The 22747-nt window shown below is 60.6% G+C and carries 23 protein-coding genes; 13 read left to right on the plus strand and 10 right to left on the minus strand.

Annotation, left to right across the window (positions count from 1 at the left end; genetic code table 11):
- The first annotated feature begins 289 nt into the window (after positions 1 to 289).
- Together ACR0DO_RS10385 and argF are read left to right on the plus strand one after the other, a co-directional pair.
- A complete protein-coding gene (locus tag ACR0DO_RS10385; protein ID WP_480558490.1) occupies positions 290 to 1477 on the plus strand; it encodes an acetylornithine transaminase in 1188 nt (395 codons plus the stop codon).
- Positions 1478 to 1550: 73 nt separating this feature from the next.
- Entirely contained in the window at positions 1551 to 2477 is a 927-nt protein-coding gene (gene argF, locus ACR0DO_RS10390; protein WP_480558492.1) for an ornithine carbamoyltransferase, read from the plus strand.
- Here argF and ACR0DO_RS10395 read toward each other — a convergent pair.
- The gene (locus ACR0DO_RS10395) at positions 2474 to 3070 is read right to left on the minus strand and encodes a ferric reductase-like transmembrane domain-containing protein (protein ID WP_480558494.1); all 597 of its coding nucleotides are present in this window, start codon (positions 3068 to 3070) and stop codon (positions 2474 to 2476) included. The two genes, argF and ACR0DO_RS10395, sit on opposite strands and share 4 nt — an antisense overlap.
- A gap of 6 nt (positions 3071 to 3076) precedes the next feature.
- On the minus strand, positions 3077 to 3565 hold the full coding sequence (locus ACR0DO_RS10400; protein ID WP_480558496.1) for a twin-arginine translocation pathway signal: 489 nt from the start codon (positions 3563 to 3565) through the stop codon (positions 3077 to 3079).
- A gap of 180 nt (positions 3566 to 3745) precedes the next feature.
- On the opposite strand from ACR0DO_RS10400, the gene ACR0DO_RS10405 reads away from it, so the two are divergent.
- The 3 genes from ACR0DO_RS10405 (at position 3746) to ACR0DO_RS10415 (ending at position 6693) form a co-directional block, all read left to right on the plus strand.
- Positions 3746 to 4576 (plus strand): phytanoyl-CoA dioxygenase family protein, encoded by an 831-nt coding sequence (locus ACR0DO_RS10405; protein WP_480558498.1) that lies wholly within the window; start codon positions 3746 to 3748, stop codon positions 4574 to 4576.
- Between the two features lie 113 nt (positions 4577 to 4689).
- The gene (locus ACR0DO_RS10410) at positions 4690 to 5652 is read left to right on the plus strand and encodes a pirin family protein (protein ID WP_480558500.1); all 963 of its coding nucleotides are present in this window, start codon (positions 4690 to 4692) and stop codon (positions 5650 to 5652) included.
- Positions 5653 to 5718: 66 nt separating this feature from the next.
- Complete coding sequence (locus tag ACR0DO_RS10415) at positions 5719 to 6693, plus strand: 2-dehydropantoate 2-reductase (RefSeq protein ID WP_480558502.1); 975 nt, start codon at positions 5719 to 5721, stop codon at positions 6691 to 6693.
- Between the two features lie 6 nt (positions 6694 to 6699).
- Here the strand turns inward: ACR0DO_RS10415 and ACR0DO_RS10420 are convergent, their stop codons facing one another.
- The 3 genes from ACR0DO_RS10420 to hrpB form a co-directional block, all read right to left on the minus strand.
- Complete coding sequence (locus ACR0DO_RS10420) at positions 6700 to 8178, minus strand: inorganic phosphate transporter (protein ID WP_480558504.1); 1479 nt, start codon at positions 8176 to 8178, stop codon at positions 6700 to 6702.
- 90 nt (positions 8179 to 8268) lie between these two features.
- The gene (locus ACR0DO_RS10425; RefSeq protein ID WP_480558506.1) at positions 8269 to 8727 is read right to left on the minus strand and encodes an NUDIX hydrolase; all 459 of its coding nucleotides are present in this window, start codon (positions 8725 to 8727) and stop codon (positions 8269 to 8271) included.
- 136 nt (positions 8728 to 8863) lie between these two features.
- Entirely contained in the window at positions 8864 to 11317 is a 2454-nt protein-coding gene (gene hrpB, locus ACR0DO_RS10430) for an ATP-dependent helicase HrpB (RefSeq protein ID WP_480558580.1), read from the minus strand.
- A gap of 130 nt (positions 11318 to 11447) precedes the next feature.
- Between hrpB and meaB the strand changes: the two genes are divergently transcribed.
- The 5 genes from meaB (at position 11448) to ACR0DO_RS10455 (ending at position 15396) form a co-directional block, all read left to right on the plus strand.
- The gene (gene meaB, locus ACR0DO_RS10435) at positions 11448 to 12425 is read left to right on the plus strand and encodes a methylmalonyl Co-A mutase-associated GTPase MeaB (protein ID WP_480558508.1); all 978 of its coding nucleotides are present in this window, start codon (positions 11448 to 11450) and stop codon (positions 12423 to 12425) included.
- 111 nt (positions 12426 to 12536) lie between these two features.
- Positions 12537 to 13688: a Hint domain-containing protein gene (locus ACR0DO_RS10440; RefSeq protein WP_480558510.1), complete on the plus strand. Its 1152-nt coding sequence runs from the start codon at positions 12537 to 12539 to the stop codon at positions 13686 to 13688.
- A gap of 153 nt (positions 13689 to 13841) precedes the next feature.
- A complete protein-coding gene (rpmB, locus tag ACR0DO_RS10445) occupies positions 13842 to 14129 on the plus strand; it encodes a 50S ribosomal protein L28 (protein WP_170445188.1) in 288 nt (95 codons plus the stop codon).
- 404 nt (positions 14130 to 14533) lie between these two features.
- Positions 14534 to 14884, plus strand: coding sequence for a hypothetical protein (locus tag ACR0DO_RS10450; protein ID WP_480558512.1), 351 nt, complete (start codon positions 14534 to 14536; stop codon positions 14882 to 14884).
- A 38-nt stretch (positions 14885 to 14922) separates the two neighbouring features.
- A complete protein-coding gene (locus tag ACR0DO_RS10455) occupies positions 14923 to 15396 on the plus strand; it encodes a copper chaperone PCu(A)C (protein ID WP_480558514.1) in 474 nt (157 codons plus the stop codon).
- A gap of 88 nt (positions 15397 to 15484) precedes the next feature.
- Here ACR0DO_RS10455 and ACR0DO_RS10460 read toward each other — a convergent pair whose 3' ends face one another.
- Together ACR0DO_RS10460 and ACR0DO_RS10465 are read right to left on the minus strand one after the other, a co-directional pair.
- A complete protein-coding gene (locus tag ACR0DO_RS10460; protein ID WP_480558516.1) occupies positions 15485 to 16093 on the minus strand; it encodes an HdeD family acid-resistance protein in 609 nt (202 codons plus the stop codon).
- A 69-nt stretch (positions 16094 to 16162) separates the two neighbouring features.
- Complete coding sequence (locus ACR0DO_RS10465; RefSeq protein WP_480558582.1) at positions 16163 to 16858, minus strand: NAD-dependent deacylase; 696 nt, start codon at positions 16856 to 16858, stop codon at positions 16163 to 16165.
- Between the two features lie 28 nt (positions 16859 to 16886).
- On the opposite strand from ACR0DO_RS10465, the gene ACR0DO_RS10470 reads away from it, so the two are divergent.
- Positions 16887 to 17330: a low molecular weight protein-tyrosine-phosphatase gene (locus ACR0DO_RS10470; protein WP_480558518.1), complete on the plus strand. Its 444-nt coding sequence runs from the start codon at positions 16887 to 16889 to the stop codon at positions 17328 to 17330.
- Here ACR0DO_RS10470 and ACR0DO_RS10475 read toward each other — a convergent pair.
- Positions 17327 to 18268, minus strand: a complete 942-nt coding sequence (locus tag ACR0DO_RS10475; RefSeq protein WP_170445791.1) for a LysR family transcriptional regulator — start codon at positions 18266 to 18268, stop codon at positions 17327 to 17329. The two genes, ACR0DO_RS10470 and ACR0DO_RS10475, sit on opposite strands and share 4 nt — an antisense overlap.
- Before the next feature lie 66 nt (positions 18269 to 18334).
- Positions 18335 to 18646 (minus strand): hypothetical protein, encoded by a 312-nt coding sequence (locus ACR0DO_RS10480; protein ID WP_480558520.1) that lies wholly within the window; start codon positions 18644 to 18646, stop codon positions 18335 to 18337.
- A 193-nt stretch (positions 18647 to 18839) separates the two neighbouring features.
- Between ACR0DO_RS10480 and ACR0DO_RS10485 the strand changes: the two genes are divergently transcribed.
- Together ACR0DO_RS10485 and lepA are read left to right on the plus strand one after the other, a co-directional pair.
- Positions 18840 to 19853: a hypothetical protein gene (locus tag ACR0DO_RS10485; protein ID WP_480558522.1), complete on the plus strand. Its 1014-nt coding sequence runs from the start codon at positions 18840 to 18842 to the stop codon at positions 19851 to 19853.
- 163 nt (positions 19854 to 20016) lie between these two features.
- Positions 20017 to 21816: a translation elongation factor 4 gene (gene lepA, locus ACR0DO_RS10490; RefSeq protein WP_480558524.1), complete on the plus strand. Its 1800-nt coding sequence runs from the start codon at positions 20017 to 20019 to the stop codon at positions 21814 to 21816.
- A gap of 74 nt (positions 21817 to 21890) precedes the next feature.
- On the opposite strand, the gene ACR0DO_RS10495 is transcribed toward lepA, so the two are convergent.
- On the minus strand, positions 21891 to 22691 hold the full coding sequence (locus ACR0DO_RS10495) for an FRG domain-containing protein (protein WP_170672204.1): 801 nt from the start codon (positions 22689 to 22691) through the stop codon (positions 21891 to 21893).
- Positions 22692 to 22747 lie beyond the last annotated feature (56 nt).

Genomic DNA, 22747 nt, shown 5'->3' on the forward strand with positions numbered 1-22747 from the left:
CTAGCGGTGGGCCAGCATCGGGAAAATAGCAAGCAGGAAACGCAGGTCTCAGGATGAAATTTCAAGCGCAGCAATTTTCAGGGTTTTCAGACCGCCCGCGCCCCGCTATACGCGCCGCCATGATCAAACACGCACATACCCTGCGACTCCGACGCCGACGCATTGCCGCGTAACCGGCCCGTTTGATCCATTGCGCGCTGTAAATCCGCGCAAACCCCACCAAATCTGTTGACGAACCCTGCCTTCGTGTATCACTCACGGGGCTCAACATATCGAAAAGGATGATCCGATGATCCCGTCCGTTCTGCCGACCTATAATCGTGCGCCCCTGACCTTTGTGAAGGGCGAAGGCGCTTGGCTGACCGAGGCGGACGGTCGACGTTTTCTGGACCTCGGCGCCGGGATCGCGGTGAACGCGCTGGGCCATGCGCATCCGGCGCTGGTTAATGCACTGACCGAGCAGGCACACGCGCTGTGGCATGTGTCGAACCTTTACAACATCCCGCAACAGCAGGCGTTGGCCGACAAGCTGGTCGAGCATACCTTTGCCGACACGGTGTTTTTCACAAATTCGGGCACCGAGTCCTGCGAACTTGCCGTGAAGATGGCCCGCAAGTATTTCTATGACAAAGAGCAGCCGGAAAAGGTCGAGATCATCACTTTCAGCGGCTCGTTCCACGGTCGGTCCTCGGCCGGTATTGCGGCGGCCGGGTCCGAGAAGATGACCAAGGGTTTCGGCCCGCTACTGCCGGGCTTCGTGCATGTCACATTCGGAGATCTCGACGGCGTCACCAATGCCATCACCGGCAAGACGGCTGCGATCCTGATCGAACCGGTGCAAGGCGAAGGCGGTATCCGCCCGGTACCCGATGCAGAGATGAAGGCCCTGCGCCAGATTTGCGACGAAAACGGCCTGCTGCTGATCCTGGACGAGGTGCAATGTGGCGTCGGCCGGACAGGCAAGCTGTTCGCGCATGAGTGGGCGGGGATTGCTCCGGACATCATGATGGTTGCCAAAGGCATCGGCGGAGGCTTCCCCCTGGGCGCAGTGCTGGCCACCGAAGACGCCGCCAGCGGCATGACGGCGGGCACCCATGGCTCGACCTATGGCGGCAACCCGCTGGGTTGCGCCGTCGGCTGTGCGGTGATCGATCAGGTCGCCACACCCGCCTTTCTGGAAAGTGTGAACCGCAAGGCTGGCCTGCTGCGCCAAAAGCTGGAAAGTTTGGTTGCCGATCACCCCGAGGTGTTTGAAGACGTGCGTGGCGCTGGCCTGATGCTGGGCATCAAATGCAAGGCGGCAAACACGGATGTGGTGAATGCAGGTTATGACAACGAGGTCATCACCGTTCCCGCCGCCGACAACGTGATCCGCCTGCTACCGCCGCTGACCCTGACCGAAGACGACATCGCTCAGGCCATGATCCGCCTCGACAAGGCCGCTGCGCAGGTCGAACGCGCGCTTGCGACTGCCTGATTTCATCTTTTCCCAAATACTCCGGGGGTGTGGGGGCTGGCCCCCACCACCCGACAGCCAAAAGCGAAACGAAATGAACCATTTTCTCGATATCCACAAAACTGACGCAGCTGACCTCCGGGCGATGATCAATCAGGCCGGTACGATGAAGCAGGCCCGCTTGGGGCAGCCGAAGGCCGCATTGGACGACGAGCAGCCGCTCAAAGATCGCATGGTCGCGCTGATCTTCGAAAAACCCTCGACCCGGACCCGCGTGTCCTTTGATGTCGGCGTGCGCCAGATGGGCGGGCAGACCATGGTGCTGTCGGGCAAGGACATGCAGCTGGGCCACGGCGAGACCATCGCCGACACCGCCCGCGTGCTGTCCCGCTATGTCGACATGATCATGATTCGGACCTTTGATGAAACGATCCTGACCGAGATGGCGGAATATTCCGACGTGCCGGTGATCAACGGCCTGACCGACCGCACCCATCCCTGCCAGATCATGGCTGATGTCCTGACCTTCGAGGAACACCGCGGCCCCATAGCGGGCAAAAAGGTGGTCTGGACCGGCGATGGCAACAACGTCTGCGCATCGTTCCTGCACGCAGCAGGCCAGTTTGGGTTCGACCTGACCTTCACCGGCCCGGCGCAGTTCGACCCCGAGGAAGAATTCATGGGTTTTGCCCGTCAGAAGGGTTCGAAAATCGTGGTCGAGCGCGACCCGTACAAAGCCGTTGAAGGCGCCGATCTGGTGGTTGCCGACACCTGGGTTTCAATGCACGATTCCCAGTCGGCCAAGGAACGCCGCCACAATCTGCTGCGTCCGTATCAGGTGAACACCGAGCTGATGTCGCACGCCAAGCCAGACGCGCTGTTCATGCACTGCCTGCCCGCGCACCGCGAGGAAGAGGCAACGTCCGAGGTCATGGACGGCCCCAACTCGGTGATCTTTGACGAGGCCGAGAACCGCCTGCACGCGCAAAAGGCCGTGATGCGCTGGTGTCTGGGCGTTTAACGCCTGCGCACATCCCAAACACGCAGTTTGGCGAGCGTCCGGACGCTCGCCAACACAACCAACGCGCACAGAGCGGTTTTGGTGATAATCTCCATCGTGCCTTCGATCAGCAACGCGTGCACGACGCTGCCGATGATCGTTACGGCGGCCAAAACCGTGTGACCCAGCCTCCAGACCCGGAACCGCAGGTGCAAGTGTTGCCGATATATGCCTAGAAATGCGGCTGCAAAACTCGCCCACATCGCCACCACGCCCCAAGCCGAAAACGGTGTGGGAGAGACGAACAGCAACGCGTCCACGACATCCGGTGGGCTGGTGACCCACAGGCCGCCGACATGGATCAGGATGGTCGCGATCAGAGTGAGGCCAACCCACCGGTGCCATCGGCGGCTGGCCAGCGGCGAAAGTCCGGGCAGGTATCGCCCGGCCAGAAGGGGCTGCAGCAACAGCAACCCCATACCAACCACGCCCGCAAACCCTGCGATGATGTAGAGCGGATCACGCCACGCCAGAAGCGGGCTGTTCGCCGCCGCGATCAGCGGCACTGCCAGAACGAGGGCCAGAACCGTCCAGATCAGCAGGGCACGTGTCACGAATGGTCAGAGGGGCTGCAAGACGAAATGCGCGGTGAGGGTCTTGTCCTTTGAACTCGCCATGATCGGCCGCAGGAACACGGTCTCAAACTCGCCGCTGTCATAAGTCAGATGGCCATGCGGCTGGCCAAACGCAGGCACGATCTGCGGCATCTCCAGCCGAAACTCTCCGTTCGCGTCGGTCAGCGTTGCACCATGGCTTTGCGGGTCGCGTTCGTGGCCTTCGGTCGTGTGCGCCCAGATCTGGATGCGTTGGCCGGGCAGGGGGGCTCCGTCACCTGCGCGGCGCACCGTGCCGGTCATCCAGAACCCGCCGCCGCCGATCCGATCAACGATAGGCGCGCCGGGGCGGTAATTGTTTGACCCGCCGCGCATGGAGGGTGTGGGGGGCAGCCCCGCCGCGCGCGCAGGCAACAGCAGTCCAGATGTGCCGGTCGCCAGAACAGCACCGCCGAGGGCGATCAGGGAACGACGGGAAAAGCGTGTATTCGTCATGTCGGAACCTCCTGCAAGGCGTCATCCAATGGGGCCGAGGCGCGCCACGACGCAAAGATAGCACGGTTCACGCCTTTTCCGAGGCGGGTTTCACAGCCCTGTGATTGCCCCGCGCGAATTTCTTTGACCCCATGCGAGCGGGGGTGCCATCCTTGCGATACCGATCCGAAAGGTCGCCCGATGGACAAGATGCAAACGGTGTCACCCGACGAAATCGCCGCTTTCAAACGCGACGGGGCTGTGGTTCTGCGCGCGAAATTCTCGGACCATTGGCTGTCGCTGCTGCGCGCGGGGATCGATGCGGACCTTGCCGACCCAACCGACAACTTCACCCGCCATACCAAAGACCCGCGCGCCCCAGCCTATTTCGAGGATTACTGGGCCTGGAACAAAATCCCTCAATTCACCGATTTTGTGCGCAATTCCCCCTGCGCCGTGCTTGCTGCGCACCTGCTGGGCGCACCGTCGATCAACCTCGTCATGGACAACTGGTTCCTGCGTGAGGCCGGGTCGACCTCGCGACCGCCCTTCCATCAGGATCTGTCCTATTTCGACTTCGAAGGCTCGATGTGTGTCCTCTGGCTGCCACTGGAACCCGTGACCAAGGAGAACGGGATTGCCTTCGTCAGGGGCTCTCATCTGTGGGACAAACTGTTCATGCGGGTCCGGTTTGCGGATGGGCACCCCAGCTATGAACCGACCGAGGTTGCCGGCCGGACCTATCACCCGCCACCCGATATCAACGCCGACCCGGAAGCCTATGACCTGTTGCAATGGGATATGCAGTTGGGCGACTGCATCTTTTTCGACATGCGCACGCTGCATGGTGGCTTGTCTTCGGTCACCCCAACCGAAACGGTCCGGCGCTTTACCCTGCGGATGACGGCCCCGGACGGGATCATCCGGTATCGCGGTGACTGGGCAAAAGATGAGCGCACGCAGTTCGAAGCGGCGGGATACCGTGAAGGGGATCGTATCGACGGGACGTTCTTCCCCCAGCTATGGCCGTAGATAGCGCAACAGCACCTGCACCCTGATTGTGCAAAATTGCGCGTTTTCCTGTGACTATACGCCCTATATCCTTCATTTGGGAACATTTAACCTCTGATCGCAGGAGAGCCGGAATGAGTTGGAACCCGACCCACAACCCCGAATGCCTGTCGGAAAACGCGGCACTTGAAACCTTGATCATCCCACGTGCCCGAGATCTGGGCGGGTTCGAAGTGCGCCGTGCGCTGCCTTCCGTCAAACGCCAACTGGTGGGGCCGTTCATCTTCTTCGATCAGATGGGGCCGGCTGAGTTCATCACCGATGGCGGCATCGACGTCCGCCCGCATCCGCATATCGGTCTGGGCACTGTTACCTACCTGTATCAGGGCGAGTTCGAACATCGCGACAGTCTCGGCACACATCAGATGATCTACCCCGGCGAGGTCAACTGGATGGTCGCCGGGCGCGGCGTCACCCATTCCGAGCGCACCAGCGCGGAAACGCGGGGCAAGAAACACAGCCTGTTCGGCATCCAGACCTGGATTGCTCTGCCCGAGGCGCATGAGGATATGGCGCCCGATTTCGAGCATCACAAGCAAACCGCGCTGCCGCACATTCAGGACAATGGGGTCAGCGCCCGCCTGATCCTCGGGTCGGCCTATGGCGAAACCAGCCCGGTCACGATGTTGTCGGAGACCTTCTATCTGGACGTCCAGCTTGATCCGGGCGCCGCGTTCCCCCTGCCGGATGATCACGAGGACAGGGGTGTTTATGTCACGCAGGGCTCGGTCGAGATTGCCGGTGACAGGTTCGAGGAAGGCCGCATGATGGTGTTCCGCCCTGGCGATCAACTGTCGGTCAAGGCAGGGCCGTTGGGTGCGCGGCTGATGTTGCTGGGTGGCGCGACGCTGAATGAGGATCGGTATATCTGGTGGAACTTCGTGTCGTCCTCGAAGGAGAAGATTGATGCCGCCACCCGTGAATGGAAAACCGCCGACTGGGCGAATGGCGCGTTCCACCTGCCGCCGGGGGATGATCAGGAGTTCATTCCGATCTCGGATGAGCTGGAGCGCACGCGGCCCAGACGGGTGCGCTGACCAAACGTCATGGGGCCTTGCCCGGCGCCCAGATCCCGGCGATCCTTTGCGCGGGGGAGGCGCACCATGAAGATCGTGATCGCAGGCGCAGGCAGTATCGGCTGCTATTGCGGGGCCTTGCTGGCCAATTCGGGCCATGACGTAACCCTGCTGGGCCGGTCGCGCATTCTGGACCCGATCCGCGACAAGGGGCTGACGGTTACAGATTTCTCGGGCCTGAATCGGCACGTGGCTGCGCGGAATTTGATCCTGACCGGTGACGCAAACTGTCTGACCGCCGCAGAAGCCGTGATCGTGACGGTCAAGACCGGTGCAACGGCCGAAATAGCCGCCCGGATCGCCCAGCATACACCCACGTCCGCCCCGGTCCTGTCCTGGCAGAACGGGATGGATAACGCCCGCACACTGCGTGTGGCTCTGCCGAATCACGACGTGCGGGCCGGGATGGTGCCTTTTAACGTCGTGCCGACCGAGCCCGCGTGTTTTCACAGGGCAACCTCGGGCGAGATCGTTATTCAAAGTGGCCCCAGTGCGTTGGGCCCACGGCTCAGCAGCGCCGATCTGCCGGTTGTCGAGAGCGATGAAATCGATGCGGTGCAATGGGGCAAGCTGGTGATCAACCTCAACAACGCGCTGAACGCGCTGTCAGGTCTGACGCTGAAAGAGCAACTGCTGGACCGCAACTGGCGGCGGGTGATGGCGGATCAGATGAACGAAGCTCTGGCGGTTCTGAAGGCTGCGGATCACCCGGCGGCCTCGACCACTCCTCTGCCCGCGTGGATGACGCCGCATATCCTGCGGCTGCCAACGCCGATCTTTACCCGCATCGCGGCGCGGATGCTGACGATTGATCCCAGCGCGCGGACATCAATGGCTTACGATCTGATGGCGGGGCGACCGACCGAGATTGACAGCCTGCAAGGCGAGATCATCCGCCTTGGCGCACAGTTCGGTGTGGCGACGCCGATATGCGCCAAAGTGCTGGCGCTGATCGAGCAAGCGCCGGAAACCGCTCTGTCGCCGGATCAGGTCAGGCCTTAGGCAGCGTCAGATAAAGGCTGTCAGAAACATGAATATCGCCGCCGACATGGCCGCAGCTGCCGGAACGGTGATGACCCAGGCTGCCACAATCGTCATGAAATGCGAGCGACGCACCAGCTTGCGGCGCTGGTGCTCTTCGCGGGCCAGACGCTGTTCGGCGGGACGCTGGAGGTTCGATTGCTTCCAGCGGCGGTCCGAGTGCCATTCGCGGTAGAACCCAACCCCGAATACGGCCCCCACGGCGATGTGTGTGGAACTGACCGGCAGGCCCAGCCAACTGGCCACGATCACGGTGATTGCCGCCGATAGCGCCACGCAGAAGGCGCGCATCGGGTTCAGCTTGGTGATCTGGCTGCCCACCATCCGGATCAGTTTGGGGCCAAACAGGAACAGGCCGAATGAAATCCCGAATGCGCCGATCACCATGACCCAGGTTGGGATCGCCACTTTCGAGGCGAAATCGCCGAATTCCGCCGCGTGCACGATGGCTGCCAATGGGCCTACCGCATTGGCGACGTCGTTGGCGCCATGCGCGAAGCTTAGGAACGTGGCCGAGATCACCAGCGGCAGGCCAAACAGGGTCTTCAGGGACTTCGTGCGGTTTTCCAACCCTTCGGACTTGCGCCGTACCCACGGCACCGTCAACGACCATACCAGCAGACCCGAGGTCAGACCGATCAGCAGGGCTATCTCAAGCTCGATCTTCACAATCCGTTTCAGGCCTTTGACGGCCAGATAGGTTGCAAACGCTGCAGCCATGACGGCCACGAGGATCGGAACCCAACGCCGAGCAGCGGCGATCTTGTCGTCCTGATACTGAATCTTGGTCTTGATTAGCGCCAGAAAACCGGCCGCGATCACCCCGCCCAGAACTGGTGAAATCACCCAGCTTGCGGCAATGGCGCTCATTGTGCCCCAACTGACGGCGCTCAGACCCGCTGCGGCGATGCCTGCGCCCATCACGCCACCCACGACCGAGTGTGTGGTCGAAACCGGCGCGCCGACCCAGGTGGCGAGGTTGACCCACATGGCTGATGAAATCAGCGCGGCCATCATCGCCCAGATAAACACATTGCTGTTCTGCACCGAGGCCGGATCAATGATTCCCTTTGAAATGGTCGAGACCACATCCCCACCGGCCAGCAGCGCGCCCGCGCTTTCAGCGATGGCCGCGATCACGATCGCACCACCCATGGTCAGGGCATTGGCCCCAACCGCCGGACCCATGTTGTTGGCCACATCGTTCGCGCCGATATTGACCGCCATATAGGCCCCGAATACCGCTGCCGCGACAACGATCAATCCGCCATCCGCGTGTCCAAAAACCACTGCAGCCGACAAACCGGCCAGCGCGATAAAGGCCAGCGCGATGCCGGGCGCCAGCATCGGGCGCGCCACATGGACACTCGCATTTTCAACACGCGAGATGCGATGCAGGTCGCTGTCCAGCGCCTGCCAACGGGTTTTTGTAGTGATGTTCGACATGGGATTTGCGGCTTGCTTGAGTTGACACAGGCGGCTAGACGGTTTCACCCGCGCGGGCAACCGCCTCGTCATCAATTTTTTGCGAAACTGTTACAACTGGAGCAGTATGTCGCGCAGTTCCGGTTCGTTGACGCGTTCGGCCGCAATGGCAGGAGCCACCCAGACCCGCTTGCGCTCATCCGCTTCGGGAAAGCAATCCGCAAGATCCTGCACTTCGACCCGGTAGACATTGGTCAGAACCGGAAGGGCCGAGCCGTCTTTCAGGACTTTGTCATAGGTAAAACAGCCTATGGGTTCTTTGGCGATGCTGGGCGCACGCACGCCAGCCTCTTCCCAAGCCTCCTGCAGGGCTGTTTCGGCACCGTCCTTGCCGTCAATCGGCCAGCCCTTGGGGATGATCCAGCGCCCAGTATCGCGGCTGGTGATCAGCAGAACCTCTGGCCCGGTTTCGGTTTCCCGAGTGCACAGTGCAGCGAACTGCACCCGCTTGGGGCGTAGGAAAATGGGTCTTGCGACCTCCTCCCAGATGTTCCGCAACCATGTGGTCATAATTTGATCTTTTGCGCGCGCGTTACCGTCAAGAGGCAGTCATATAGCAACAACGCGCGGTTTCTTCAATGAGCCCCTCTGAATTTCATGCGCGTTCATCAGCTTGGAGAGCTCGCCTGAAAACCCAATCAATTGGTCAATCGCGGTTTTGTCCCCGCCGTTTGGCGCGCAAGGTTGGATCGGCCTGGGTCGGATCTTCGGGCCAGGGGTGTTTTGGGTATTGCGCGCGCATGTCCTTGCGGACATCCGCATAGGATCCGGCCCAGAAACCGGGCAGATCGCGGGTGATCTGGATTGGTCTTTGGGCCGGGGAAAGCAGGGTGATCTTCAGTGCCTGGCCCCCCACGACAGGGTGCCGCGTGACACCGAACAGTTCCTGCAGGCGCACCGATATCTCGGGCACCGCACCGCCGTAATCAATCGGCACCTTTCGGCCCAGCGGCGTTTCGAACGATCCCGGTGCGCGGCGGTCCAGCTCTTGCGTCTGGTTCCAGTCCATCCGGGCACGCAGGGCGGGCAGCAGGTCGAACCGTTTCCACTCGTCGGCATTGCGTACGTTTGAGAGTATTGGCAGCAGCCAGTCTTCCAGGGTTTCTGTCAGTCCCTCGATGGTAAAATCAGGCAGGTCCGCACCCTCGGCCCGCACCAGTTCCACCCGGGCGGCCAGACGTGCCGCGGCGCCGTCCAGCCGCAGGCCAAGATCGCGCACGCCGTCCAGCATGGCTTGCGCCACTGCTTCGTCCGGGACGTCTTTCCAGATGCGGTCGCTCAGAGTGATTGCACCGAACCGCTCTTGTTGGCGCGCCACGACCCGCCGGTCGCGCTTGGACCATTCGCAACTGTCGGCCCAGTTGATCTGCCCCTCAAACAGGTCACGGATTTCGCGTTCCGATATCTGGGCAGCCATGCGCACGCGGGCTTCACGCGGATTGCCGTCGGTATCCGTGACCACCAGATAAGGTGCGGCGGCCAGCGTGTCGCCACCGTCCAGCACAGCACCTTTGCCACCCGACAGGACATAGCGTGGCGCATCGCCCTTGCGGCGTTGTCCGACCCTGTCGGGATAGGCCAGCGCGGCCATCGCGGCAGGACTCAGATCGGTGGCGTTGCCCCGTGAGCGCAGCCGTTTGGCCTCGGCCTTGATCCGATCCACGGCGCCATTGTTCACTTGCCAGACCCGATTGCGTTGAAACGCGCGTATATCGCGCAGCGCTTCCAGCCGCAGCAGCATATCCGCCGGGGCCCCTTTGAGCGGGTCGCGTTCGGCCATCAACGCGGCCAAGGGCGCGGCGCCCGGCCCGGCGCGCACCAGCATATGCCCCAGGCGCGGGTGCAGAGGCAGCGCGGCCAGCGCGCGCCCGTGTTCGGTGATCCGCCCTTTGGCATCCAGTGCGCCCAGCATTGTCAGCAAGGCCTTCGCTTCGGCCATCGTGCCTTCGGGCGGAGGCGTCAGGAAGGCCAGATCGTTCGGTTCTGCGCCCCACAGCGCCAGCTCCAGCGCCAGTCCGGTCAGGTCGGCGGCTTCGATCTCGGCCGGGGGGTAGGCGGCCAGCGCGCCTTCTTCGCCCTTGGACCACAGCCGATAGCAGACCCCTTCGGCCACACGTCCGGCGCGGCCTGCGCGCTGGGTGGCCTCGGCCCGTGTCACACGCTCGGTCACCAGTCGTGACATGCCCGAGCCCGGATCGAACCGCGCCCGCCGTGCCTGGCCCATGTCAACCACCACGCGGATGTCGGGGATGGTCAGCGAGGTTTCGGCAATCGACGTGGCCAGCACCACTTTGCGTCCGGCCTCAACAGGCGCAATCGCCGCGCGCTGGGCGGCGAAGGGCATCGCCCCGAACAGGGGGCGCACCGCACAATCGCCAGGCAAACGCCCGGACAAGGCGGCCTCGGCCCGCCGGATTTCGCCCTCACCGGGCAGGAACACCAGTATACCGCCACCGGTTTTGCGCGTGTCCCGCTCGGCCTGAACCACCAGATCGATCAGAGCGTCCAGCCGTCTTGACTGCGCCCCCAAGGGACGGTCCAGCCAGCGGGTCTCAACCGGATAGCTGCGCCCCTCGGAGGTGACCAGAGGGGCCTCCATCAGCCCCCCCACGGGCTCAGCATCCAATGTTGCGGACATAGCCAGCAGGATCAGATCGTCCCGCAGCGCGCCGGTGACCTCGAGGCACAGGGCCAGCCCCAGATCGGCGTTCAGGGACCGTTCGTGGAATTCGTCGAAGATCACCGCACCCACGCCGGGCAAATCGGGGTCGGATTGCAGCATCCGGGTCAGAATGCCCTCGGTGACCACCTCGATCCGGGTTGATTTCGAAACCTTGGCGTCGCCGCGTACCCGGTAGCCGACCGTTTCACCGGCACACTGGCCTAACGTTTCCGCCATGCGTTCGGCGGCGGCGCGTGCAGCCAGCCTGCGCGGTTCCAGCATCACGATCTTGCCGTCACACACGCCTGCTTCGAGCATCGCCAGAGGCACCCGTGTCGTCTTGCCTGCGCCCGGAGGCGCCTGCAACACAGCACGGCCCGAAGCCTTGAGGGCGGCAAGCAGGTCAGGGATGGCGTCGTCGATTGGCAGGCGTGTCATGCGGACTTTATCCGCCAACCGTTCCACAAGGTCCAGTTCCGACAGGCTGCGGCAATTCTCATGGTGCTTGGCACTGGACAAACCCCATTCCGCTACGCCATCAAGGCGAAAATCGGGTATGGGGACGCGCATGAAAACTGCTGAACTGGGCGACAGAATTTTGAACGGCGAGCGCCGCGCGCTGGCCCGTGCGATCACTCTGGTTGAAAGCGGCCGCGACGATCACCGGGCGCAGGCGACCGAGTTGCTGGCCCATGTCGCCAAGTCCCAGCGGCAATCCCTGCGCATCGGTTTGTCGGGAACGCCCGGTGTGGGCAAGTCCACCTTTATCGAAAGCTTCGGCATGATGCTGATCGGGCAGGGGCTGCGCGTGGCGGTGCTTGCGGTCGATCCCAGCTCGGCCCGGTCGGGGGGCTCGATTCTGGGCGATAAAACCCGGATGGAGCGTCTGAGCCGCGAGAGAAACGCCTTTATCCGCCCGTCGCCCAGCCAGTCGCATCTGGGCGGTGTCGCACGCCGCACACGCGAGGCGATTGCCTTGTGCGAGGCGGCGGCCTTCGATGTGGTGCTGATCGAAACCGTCGGTGTAGGCCAGTCGGAAACCGTGGTGTCGGAGATGTCGGACCTGTTCCTATTGCTGCTGGCCCCGGCGGGCGGGGACGAACTGCAGGGCGTCAAACGCGGCATCATGGAAATGGCCGACATGATTTTGGTCAACAAGGCGGACGGAGACCTGAAGGCCACCGCCACCCGCACCTGTGCCGATTACGCCGGTGCCTTGCGCCTGTTGCGCAAACGCCCGCAGGATCCGGAAGGGTTTCCCAAGGCGATGACGGTTTCTGCAGTTGAAGAACATGGGCTTGAGGGCGCGTGGGCTGAAATGCAATCCCTCACCCAATCGCGCCGGGATCGGGGGCACTGGGATGCGAACCGGGCGGCACAGGCGCAGTACTGGTTCGAGCAGGAGGTGCGCGCCGCCCTGCTGGCGCAACTGTCCACCGCGCAGGCGCGGGCCGATATGGATCATCTGGGTGCGCAAGTGCGTGCAGGCGGGCTGAGCCCCTCGGCGGCTGCGGAAACCATGCTGTCGTCACTCATCTTGCGATAGGGTGTGTGCCTGAGCGGAGTGTAGCGGACATTCCATCCAGGGTTGTGTTGTGGACTGACGATGGCGCGGAAACGTGTTAGTCTGGCCTCCTGATGTAGTGGACCGGTCCAAATGCCCAGAATAAATGGGACAAATAGCGACGACGATATCGACGTCACAGGCAACAGCGGCACCCTGAACGGGAACCCGCAGGGGTCTCCGATTGACAATATCCGGGGACGGGGCGGTGACGACGATATAAATGTCACCGACAGCGTCATCGCCGACAACGTGATCGGCAATGCCGGAAGTGACACCATTACCGTCACCAACAGCACCGTAGGCGGTCGCGTTTCTTCGGGGTCGGATGCCGACACCGTTGACATAACCGGCTCGACCGTCGGAGCCATTCGGCTGGGGGGCGGCAACGATACACTGAATTTCAGCAGTACTTCCGTCGACGGCGACATTCGTGGTGGCAACGGAACGGATACGCTGAACCTGCCCGTTGGGACCGTGATCAATGACAGCGTTTTCGGCACCATCACGGTCGAGGATGGTGTCGGCTATTCATTGTCCAGCGGCACGTTTACCCTGCCGTCCGGCATCGTGGTCACGTATTCTGCGTTCGAAAACGGCTCGGGCGTTCCATGCTTTACCCGTGACACCGCTATTCTGACGCAAACCGGAAAGCGCCCGATTCAAGAGCTGCGGATCGGGGACATGATCCCCACCATGGAGCACGGGTTGCAAGGCATCCGGTGGATTGGCCGGCGTGGGTTCGGCCGGGCTGAATTGCTGAACAATCCGCGCCTTTGGCCGGTGCGCATTCTGGCCGGTGCGCTGGGCAACGGCCTGCCCCGGCGCGATCTGCTGGTTTCGCGTCAGCACAGGATGCTGGTGCAGTCAAAAATCGCCGAGCGCATGTTCGGCACATCCGAGGTGCTGATCCCGGCGATCAAGCTGACTGTTCTGCCTGGGATATTTGTCGATGAAACTGTAACAGGGGTTGAGTATTTTCATCTGTTGTTCGACCGCCATCAGGTGATTTTCGCCGAAAACGCCCCGACCGAAAGCCTTTTCACCGGCGTTGAGGCTCTGAAGTCGCTTGGCGCAGAGGCGAGGCGTGAGATTCTCGACATTTTCCCTGAGCTGATCGAAAAGCGGCTGACACCGAGACCTGCGCGCTTTATTCCGCGCGGACGGCAGCAGGCGCGCCTGTTGGAGCGGCACCGAAAGAACAACAAACCATTGCTGCGGGCGCAAACTTTCCCCGGTCAGTGACGTTGGTTTAAAGAATTCGCGTGATCTGTCTTGACCCTTCCCGCGATTCCCACTACACGCATCCAACCAGTTTTCGGGCGCGACTTCGGGTTGCGCCCCTTGTGATTTGGCCGCTGGCATCATGCCCGGCCTCCAGAAACAAAGGAAGAAACCATGTCGCGCCGTTGCGAACTGACCGGAAAAGGCCCGATGACTGGCAACAATGTCAGCCACGCCAAAAACAGAACTCGTCGTCGTTTTCTGCCGAACCTGAACGACGTTACCCTGCAGTCCGAAGCTCTGGGCCGTGGCGTCAAGCTGCGCATCTCGGCTGCTGCTCTGCGTTCGGTTGACCACCGCGGTGGTCTGGACGCGTTCCTGGCCAAAGCCAAGGACGAAGAGCTGTCGGCAAACGCGCTGAAAGTGAAAAAGGAAATCGCCAAGGCGCAAGCCGCGGCCTAAGCCCTTTTTTACCTGCAAAGAATTCGGCCCTGTACCGCGCGGTGCAGGGCCTTTTATTTTGTGGGCTGTTCCCGGATTGGAACTAAAATTCCGCTGTTGGTGACATTGTTCACATACACTTGGCTCCGCTCGTTTTATGTTCAGTCATATTCATCTGGCGGAGTTCTATCTCATGTCTTTCAAACTATCTGATTATCTCTCCCTGTTGGCTGCCTTTTTTGGCAAAATGTTTGGGACATGCTTTCGGATGCAACGACAGGTGAACAGGTTACATACGAGCCTGACCAAAGGGTCTGTCAAACGTCCCGGCGTGGACGGCTGACACCAAACCCAACCTTGCGGGCTTCGGGCGTTTCCGATTGCGCTTGAAGCCCGCTTTGCGTCGGGCTTATATCCGGCGCAGGATGAAGACCGCTCTGAACAGATTCCTGCCTTTGGCACTTTCGCTGCTCGTCATGCTGACAGGGCAGGGTGTGGCCGCGTCGCGCGGAATGGACAGGGCGGTGGGGCAGATGGTGCTGTGCACTGGCTCGGGTCCGGTGGTGGTCTATATGGACGCCGAAGGTCAGCCGGCGCAGCCCCCGCATTTCTGCCCGGATTATGCGCTGACCCTGTTGGGTGCGATTGCGGTTCCGGAACCCGAACTACCTGTTGTTCCTGACACCGATCGGCCAGCGCCCTTGCGCAAGGCCGACAACCTGATTGCTCTTCCGCTTCCTTACAGACCGGCACGCGCGCCTCCGGCTCTGATCTGAGTTTTCTCTTTTCAGACACTTAAACAAGGAGAGGCGCGATGTCCCTCAAATCCAAACTCCTGGCCTCGATGGCCACCGCACTGCTCGCCACCTCTGTCTGGGCGCAGGATGCAATTTCCGTTGACGACGCTTATGCCCGATCATCGGGCAAGTCGGCCAAGGCCGGTGCCGCTTTCATGATGATCCAAAATGCCGGCGAAACCGATGACCGGCTGATCGGTGTGGAATCGGATGCCGCCGCGCGGGTCGAGCTGCATACCCATAAGGTTGATGACAGTGGCGTGGCCAAGATGGTGCATGTCGAGGAAGGCTTTGTCATTCCGGCAGGCGAGATGCACATGCTGAAACGCGGTGGCGACCATGTCATGTTCATGGGCCTGACTGCTCCGTTCGAGCAGGGCGCGACGGTTCCCGTGACCCTGATCTTTGAAAAGGCGGGCGAGGTTGAGATTGAGATCCCAGTCGATCTGGAACGTCAGGACAAGGGCGGTCACGGATCGCACTCGAACTGAGCGAACGCCTGTCTTCGGGCCGCTCTGCGGCCCTCATCCATGCGTCAGGTCGGGCTTTGCCCGGCCTGTTTGCGTTTTGCCGAACGGATCAACGATTGACCACCCGCATCGCCACACGGTCATGGGCGCGTTTGAACCGTGCAGTCAGCCAGAACATCACTGCAGAGAAGGCGAGCGCGCCGAACGCGATGGCCCATCCAAGTGCCACCATACCGCTGCCGGGCCAGAAGATCAGCACCAGACCGATCACCAGCGCCACGATCCCCGAGTTGCGGATCGATGCGGCATCGGGGTGTTGATCCGACATCTGCCGCCACGCCGCCATAGAGCCGACACCCATGATCAGTGCCCACGCGCCCAGAAGGAAGAAGGCCAGCCGAGCCACGCCCTCGGGCCAGATCAGCAACACCAGTCCGATCAGCAGCGCGCCGATGCCAACGCCCCCGATCAGGCCGCGCCGTCCGAAGCCCAGCAAGGTCAGGCCGCCGTCGAACACCAACAGCAGGCCGACAAGCCGCAGCAAGAGGGAAATGCTGCCCGTCGGCCAGAACAGGGCCGCGATGCCCAGCGCCCCGGCCAGAAGCCCGCGCAACAGGAAGGTCCACCACAGCCCCGCCAGCTGGTCGCCCACTGCGTCGCGGCTGTCCAGACTGTCGTCGTCAAGAATCTCTTCTCGTGGAAACTGGGGGTCTGTCATTGGGCTCTCCCGTCGCGTTAGGCCTTTACTATAAACAGGAAAATTCGCCGCTGTCTGCGGGGTTTGCGATCAGGATTGCCCCAGCAGCCCCTCGACCCAGTGTGGGACAGTTTCCGATGCAGGGCCGAGGATAACGTTGTCAAAGCTGGATGCCCCATCCGACGGAGCGAGGTTAAGCTCGACTGTCTGTGCGCCGGACATGCGGGCCTCGTGCACAAAGGCGGCGGCTGGGTAGACCTGTCCCGAGGTGCCGATGGCCGCGAACAGGGTTGCATCGGCCAGATGGTCGTAGATTGCGTCCATGTGGTAAGGCATCTCGCCAAACCAGACCACATCCGGCCGTGCCGTGGGGGCGTTGCAGGCCGGGCAGGTCTCACCCACCGCCATCTCGGGCGGTGCGGGCCAGCGGTGATCACAAGCCGCGCACAGCGCACCGGCCAGTGTCCCGTGCATGTGGATCACGTTTCGGGCACCGCCTGCCTCGTGCAGGCTATCGACATTCTGGGTGACGATTACCACTTCACCGCGAAAGTCCAGTTGCAGGCGGGCCAGAGCCTTATGCGCTGCGTTTGGTGGAGCCTCAGCAGCCTGAACTCGGCGGGCGTTGTAAAACCCATGGACCAGGGCGGGGTTGCGGGCAAAGCCCTCGGGTGTGGCGACATCCTCGATCCTGTGCTGCGCCCACAAGCCGTCCTCGTCGCGGAACGTGCCCAGCCCACTTTCGGCCGAGATTCCCGCCCCTGTCAGAATGACGATCTTTTCCATCTTTGCCTCACGCGCTACACCTTGGCCCATGACCCACCGTATCCTCTTTGTCTGTCTGGGCAATATCTGCCGTTCTCCTGCCGCCGAAGGCGCGTTTCGCGCCCGTGCGCCCCACCATATGACCGACAGTGCCGGAACCTCCGGCTGGCATATCGGAGAACCGCCCTATGAGCCGATGCAGGCAGCGGCGGGGGCACGGGGCATCGACCTAAGCGACCTGCGGGCGCGGAAATTCGTGGCTGAGGATTTTGATCAGTTCGACCTGATCGTCGGCATGGACGCCGAGAACATCAGGAACATCGAAGCCTTGCGGCCCGCAGGGAATGAGACCCCCGTCCGTCTGCTGACCGATTTCGCGCCTGAGACAGGGGCGGATCACGTGTCCGACCCGTACTATACGCGGGATTTTGACGGGGCGCTGGATCTGATCGAGGTCGCCGTGGCGGGACTCGATGCGCATTTGCGGGCCTAGCCCATCACCTTCAGGCGGTCGGTAAGCCACGGCAGCTGCGCCAGTGCCGGATCGACGATCTGGTTGCGCATCAGGCGGCGCATCATGTCGGCAACCTCTCGCGGTACCTGATCGGACCAGTCGGTGCGGGTAAACAGGGAAATCGTGCGCGAAAAATCCCCGAACGGGGCGGGGTGTGCCTCAAGCGCGTCGTGAAACCGGGTTGCCCGCATATAGCCCAGCGGCGTCGTTATCGCCCAACCCAGCCCTCGTGCGACCATCGCCATCAGTGCCAGATGCGAGCCGATTTCGAACCGTTCTTCGTATTCCAGCCGCTGCCGGGCCAGATGTGCCTCGATCTGGCGGCTGATCAGTTGTTCGCGGGCATAGCGTAGAAAGGGCAGGTCCTGAACGGCGTTCTCAACCCCTTTGGGCGTCACCAGAATGAACGGGTCCTGAACCAAGGGGTATTCGACCACGCCTTCCAGCACCTCGCCGGAATGGGCCGAGACCATAAGATGCAGGCGCTGGGCCTCCAACTCTTGGAACAGATCCAGGCTGGGCAGGGTGAGCAGCTTGAAGTTCGAACGGGTCAGGCTGTCGGCCAGCAGAGTCGCCAGCCGCGGGGTCAGGTCGTTGTCGAAATCGTCGATCAGCCCGATGGACAGAGTGGTCAGATGGCCCAGGTCCATCACGGTCAACTCGCTTTGGGCCATCTGTAATTCAGCCAGCACCGCCTCGGTCCGGGCCAGAAAGCTGCGCCCCGCCTGCGTCAGCCGCATGGGGCGACGTCCGTGATCGACCAGTTCGGTCCCCAGGGCATTTTCCAGATTGCGCAATTGCTGCGATACCGAGGGCTGGCTGAGCCCCGTGATCTCGGCAGCCTGCGCCACCGATCCCGTCCGCGCCAGGGCCTCGAACACTTCGAGCCCGCGCAGGGTCAGCCCTTTCATTACCATCTGATACACCTTTCGCTGCGCCTTTTCTGGGGCGCAGTGTCGATCAGGTCAAGGATTGAGGTCAGCTTAGCTGCAGATCGCCTGCGCCATCTGGCCAAAGTTTCGATACCGATCCCACAACGCATCGTCGCGCGCGGTTTTCGACATCTTCAACTCCTGCGCCTGATGGGGGTCGCTGAACCACTTGGCGACCGTCTTCTGATCGCTGCGGGTCAGCGCCTGATTGGCCACCCGCTGGATGCAGCTGCACCGGTCCCGCGTCGCGGCTGTGCGGTCGGACGCCAGACACGCCCGCTTGATCTGCGCCGCCTCGGCGGTCTTAGGTGCCACCGCCGAGATCGACGTGGCACAGAGTGCGATTAGGAGGAACTGTTTCATGCTCGAGCCTCGTTTTTGCCTGCCCGGACGGGTCTTATGCCCCTCTCGGTCTGGGTGGGAGTATGAATCAAACTGGAATCGGGATCAATTGTTTTGACAGTCAGATCAAACGGTGTTGATTTGACCGGGACAAAAGCCGCGCTTCGGGATGCGCCACAAGCGATTTAGATCGGCGAATACAAGGGTTAGGGTATTGATTTCGATTAAAAATATATTTGTGTCAGCGTTAGTTTGGGTTTTTCCAATGGCAGCCTTGTCGCAAGTGCCACCTTTGCAAGGTGAAGACGCGCCGGAATTCAAAGAAGCGGTTCAAACTTGGTTGGATGGCGAAGATCTGGTTGCACTGAGAAGCCTCTCTGAGCAGGCCCAAAATGGAAATGCTGCAGCTCAGATCTTGCTGGCGAGTATAGCAAGCCAAAGCCGGTTTCACGCTCATGTAACATCTGATCTAGAGCGAAAGGAGCGCATCGCGCTATTGCGAAAACCCGGCGGTTTGTCCGGTAAATCATGGCTGACCGAAGCTCAGAACTCTGAGCCTCTGGCCCTTGCCCTGCTGCAAGTTGCCAAATTCGAGAATAAAGCGCCTGCGATTGCAGTATTGGTCGAACTTGGTGAACCAGTTACCGCGATGCTTGCAGCGCAATCTATGCTCTACGATGGTGAAGGGACTGATTTGGTTGAGGTTTTGCAAGGCCTCGACCACAAACTGCCCCAAGACGCCAGCGTCTTCTTGTTCTGGGCATTGTACCTGCAGAAACATAATTCGGAGGGTTTCAATCTGGGAGGTTCGGCATCGCTCGCTTGGCTTAATACTGGAGATGATCGCTTCTTATCTTCCGAACTCGCTTGGGGCTTATTTACTCCAAGAGAATTGATTAGCGACGCCGCCATCAGGGATAGGGCAACTAAACTTAGCTCAGAGATAGCGGCCTGGACCCCCATTCGTAACTTATGTAGTAGTTACTGTGCGGATGAGGTCGCCGATTGTACGGTGACTGCTGCTGCGTTGCTCGCCTCACCTTATTCTCCAAGAAGCCCGCTCCAGAGCTTGATCGCCAATGGAGACTATTGGTCGAGTGATCGCATAGAGGGCGACGTTGCGCGTTCAATTCGGGACATTCGGGATGTGGAATTTGCTTCAGAGTATACTTACAATCAGTGCTTTACATCCAACATGCAGGCACTTCAGCGAGCGCACTGGCCATGAACTGGCGCGTTACCTCAAAACAAGTTGAGCTTTAGCATCAGGTGTGAATCTAAGTATATTTCTAGAACCGATTTGTATGCAATTGGCCATGAGATTATTTTGGACATCGCAGATCGCCTAGAACCATTGACCACAGCCCATTTCCGACGCATATCCCCAACCCATGACAGACCTCGCTCATATCCGCAATTTCTCCATCGTCGCGCATATCGACCATGGCAAATCCACCCTTGCTGACCGGCTCATTCAAGAGACCGGAACGGTCAAGGATCGCGACATGAAGGAACAGCTGCTCGACAGCATGGATATCGAGCGCGAGCGCGGCATCACCATCAAGGCCAACACGGTCCGCATCGACTACACCGCCGACAATGGCGAGGCCTATGTGCTGAACCTGATCGACACCCCGGGCCACGTGGACTTTGCCTATGAGGTCTCGCGATCCATGCGTGCGGTTGAGGGCTCTCTGCTGGTTGTGGACTCGACCCAAGGGGTCGAGGCGCAGACGCTGGCGAACGTGTATCAGGCCATCGACGCCGATCATGAGATCGTGCCGGTGCTGAACAAGATCGACCTGCCTGCGTCCGATTGTGACCGCGTGGCGGAGCAAATCGAGGATGTGATCGGCATCGACGCGACCGACGCCATTCAGGTCAGCGCCAAGACGGGGCAGGGCATTCACGAGACGCTTGAGGCCATCGTCACCCATCTGCCCGCCCCGCAGGGCAATCTGGACGCGCCGCTCAAGGCGATGCTGGTGGATTCGTGGTACGACGCCTATCTCGGCGTCATCGTTCTGGTCCGCATCATGGACGGCACGTTGAAAAAGGGGATGCGGGTCAAGTTCATGTCGAACGGCACCCTGCACCATGTCGACCGCGTCGGCGTCTTCCGCCCCGAGATGGAGATGGTCGACTCACTGGGCCCCGGTGAGATCGGCTTCTTGACGGCTTCCATCAAACAGGTCCGCGACACCCGCGTTGGTGACACCATCACCAATGATCGCAACGGCACCGAGGTCGCTTTGCCGGGCTTCAAACCCGCGCAGCCTGTGGTGTTCTGTGGCCTCTTCCCGGTGGACAGCGCCGAATTCGAAGACCTGCGCGACGCGATCGAAAAGCTGGCCCTGAACGACGCCTCGTTCTCATACGAAATGGAAACCTCGGCGGCGCTGGGCTTTGGCTTCCGCTGCGGCTTCCTGGGCCTGCTGCACCTTGAGGTCATCCGTGACCGGATCGAACGCGAATACGATATCGAGCTCATCACCACCGCGCCCAGCGTGATCTACCACGTCTTCATGAAAGACGGCGAGATGATCGAGCTGCACAACCCCGCCGACATGCCGGATCTGTCCAAGGTCGACCACCTTGAGGAACCGCGCATCAAGGCGACCATTCTGGTGCCCGACGAATACCTTGGCGACGTGCTGAAACTCTGTCAGGACCGCCGCGGCATCCAGATGGACCTGACCTATGCGGGCAGCCGCGCCATGGTCGTCTATGACCTGCCGCTGAACGAGGTCGTGTTCGACTTTTACGACCGCCTGAAATCGGTGACCAAGGGCTATGCCTCGTTCGACTATCAGATGACCGGGTATCGCGAGGACAATCTGGTCAAGATGTCGGTGCTGGTGAATGACGAGCCGGTGGACGCGCTCTCGACCATGGTTCACCGCGACCGGGCCGAGATGCGGGGCCGGGCAATGTGCGAAAAGCTCAAGGACCTGATCCCGCGCCACATGTTCAAAATCCCGATCCAGGCCGCCATCGGAGGCAAGGTCATCGCCCGCGAGACCCTCTCGGCCCTGCGCAAGGACGTGACCGCGAAGTGTTATGGCGGCGACGCCACGCGGAAACGCAAACTGCTGGAGAAGCAGAAGGCCGGTAAGAAAAAGATGCGCCAGTTCGGGAAGGTCGATATCCCGCAGGAGGCGTTTATTTCTGCGTTGAAGATGGATAGTTGAAGTCATCCAACGTCGGACCGACGTTGGATGACTTCAATATTTAAGATGGAAAGGTGGGCCATCCAAGCGATTGACTACCACCTGTAGTCAGATGAAGCATCGTATTCACTCGAATTGGCTTGAGAAAATCCCTCAATGTCTGGAAACAAAGACAGTCGGTTGATGCAAAACACTTGATCAAGCTTTTTGAGACAGTCTGACTTTAGTTCAGGTGAAATGTAATAGAAGCATTGGCCTTCATTAGTTTCTTCATAAACCATCGACCCCATTTGACTGCTACTGGCCGATCCAAACAGAAAACATGATGATTGAGCCGCGACACGAGGTGTTACTGTCGACGGATCATAGAGCATTGGATGCTTAAAGCTCTTAGCGATCACCAACTCAGCGCGGTATTCTTCACTAGGATGTTCTTTTTCCATTCCGCCGACTTGATCGCAATGCAGTCCAAATAAGATTCCTGGAGATTTTGGTTTGCTGGAACAGGCAAACCAGAGGCCAACAAGTGGGTTCTTGCTCACATCCAATAAGCATGTAGAGGCACCGTAGTGCCGTAGTTTTGTGATTAATTCCCAATCGTTTAGTTCGCGACCATCCGTAAAGCTAAAGCCGCTGTGCTTTGCCCGTTTGAGCATACTTACATCGTTTGCTATCGCCTGGTCGTTAAAATTCTCAATCGAGAACCTCATGGAGTTTTTGACGCGCCTCATCGACGTGGTCTCAATCGGCCAATCCGCTTCTGCTTGCCCCCTCCAGAATCTTGAGGAAAAGTAGGCGCTATTGTCCATCTCACAAACACTACTTATCAATTCTTCGAAGCAGACTGGTGCTCTAATTTTTCCAAATAGTTTTGTTTCAGCTAGTTTTGGTTTCATAGAGTAGGGCCTATTTGTCTGCTTGAAGCGAATGGCTTCGCAGATAAATCATCGCG

This window comes from Ruegeria sp. AM9 (genome assembly GCF_056540565.1).

What these genes read in the sequence shown, in the direction of transcription:
- ACR0DO_RS10420 (WP_480558504.1), bottom strand. Translation starts at nt 8,178, where the DNA reads ATGTCGAACATCACTACAAAAACCCGTTGGCAGGCGCTGGACAGCGAC.
- ACR0DO_RS10460 (WP_480558516.1), bottom strand. Translation starts at nt 16,093, where the DNA reads ATGACAGACCCCCAGTTTCCACGAGAAGAGATTCTTGACGACGACAGT.
- ACR0DO_RS10405 (WP_480558498.1), top strand. Translation starts at nt 3,746, where the DNA reads ATGGACAAGATGCAAACGGTGTCACCCGACGAAATCGCCGCTTTCAAA.
- ACR0DO_RS10410 (WP_480558500.1), top strand. Translation starts at nt 4,690, where the DNA reads ATGAGTTGGAACCCGACCCACAACCCCGAATGCCTGTCGGAAAACGCG.
- hrpB (WP_480558580.1), bottom strand. Translation starts at nt 11,317, where the DNA reads ATGACACGCCTGCCAATCGACGACGCCATCCCTGACCTGCTTGCCGCC.
- argF (WP_480558492.1), top strand. Translation starts at nt 1,551, where the DNA reads ATGAACCATTTTCTCGATATCCACAAAACTGACGCAGCTGACCTCCGG.
- ACR0DO_RS10440 (WP_480558510.1), top strand. Translation starts at nt 12,537, where the DNA reads ATGCCCAGAATAAATGGGACAAATAGCGACGACGATATCGACGTCACA.
- ACR0DO_RS10415 (WP_480558502.1), top strand. Translation starts at nt 5,719, where the DNA reads ATGAAGATCGTGATCGCAGGCGCAGGCAGTATCGGCTGCTATTGCGGG.
- lepA (WP_480558524.1), top strand. Translation starts at nt 20,017, where the DNA reads ATGACAGACCTCGCTCATATCCGCAATTTCTCCATCGTCGCGCATATC.
- ACR0DO_RS10450 (WP_480558512.1), top strand. Translation starts at nt 14,534, where the DNA reads ATGAAGACCGCTCTGAACAGATTCCTGCCTTTGGCACTTTCGCTGCTC.
- ACR0DO_RS10385 (WP_480558490.1), top strand. Translation starts at nt 290, where the DNA reads ATGATCCCGTCCGTTCTGCCGACCTATAATCGTGCGCCCCTGACCTTT.
- meaB (WP_480558508.1), top strand. Translation starts at nt 11,448, where the DNA reads ATGAAAACTGCTGAACTGGGCGACAGAATTTTGAACGGCGAGCGCCGC.
- rpmB (WP_170445188.1), top strand. Translation starts at nt 13,842, where the DNA reads ATGTCGCGCCGTTGCGAACTGACCGGAAAAGGCCCGATGACTGGCAAC.
- ACR0DO_RS10400 (WP_480558496.1), bottom strand. Translation starts at nt 3,565, where the DNA reads ATGACGAATACACGCTTTTCCCGTCGTTCCCTGATCGCCCTCGGCGGT.
- ACR0DO_RS10495 (WP_170672204.1), bottom strand. Translation starts at nt 22,691, where the DNA reads ATGAAACCAAAACTAGCTGAAACAAAACTATTTGGAAAAATTAGAGCA.
- ACR0DO_RS10475 (WP_170445791.1), bottom strand. Translation starts at nt 18,268, where the DNA reads ATGGTAATGAAAGGGCTGACCCTGCGCGGGCTCGAAGTGTTCGAGGCC.
- ACR0DO_RS10425 (WP_480558506.1), bottom strand. Translation starts at nt 8,727, where the DNA reads ATGACCACATGGTTGCGGAACATCTGGGAGGAGGTCGCAAGACCCATT.
- ACR0DO_RS10455 (WP_480558514.1), top strand. Translation starts at nt 14,923, where the DNA reads ATGTCCCTCAAATCCAAACTCCTGGCCTCGATGGCCACCGCACTGCTC.
- ACR0DO_RS10480 (WP_480558520.1), bottom strand. Translation starts at nt 18,646, where the DNA reads ATGAAACAGTTCCTCCTAATCGCACTCTGTGCCACGTCGATCTCGGCG.
- ACR0DO_RS10470 (WP_480558518.1), top strand. Translation starts at nt 16,887, where the DNA reads ATGACCCACCGTATCCTCTTTGTCTGTCTGGGCAATATCTGCCGTTCT.
- ACR0DO_RS10465 (WP_480558582.1), bottom strand. Translation starts at nt 16,858, where the DNA reads ATGGAAAAGATCGTCATTCTGACAGGGGCGGGAATCTCGGCCGAAAGT.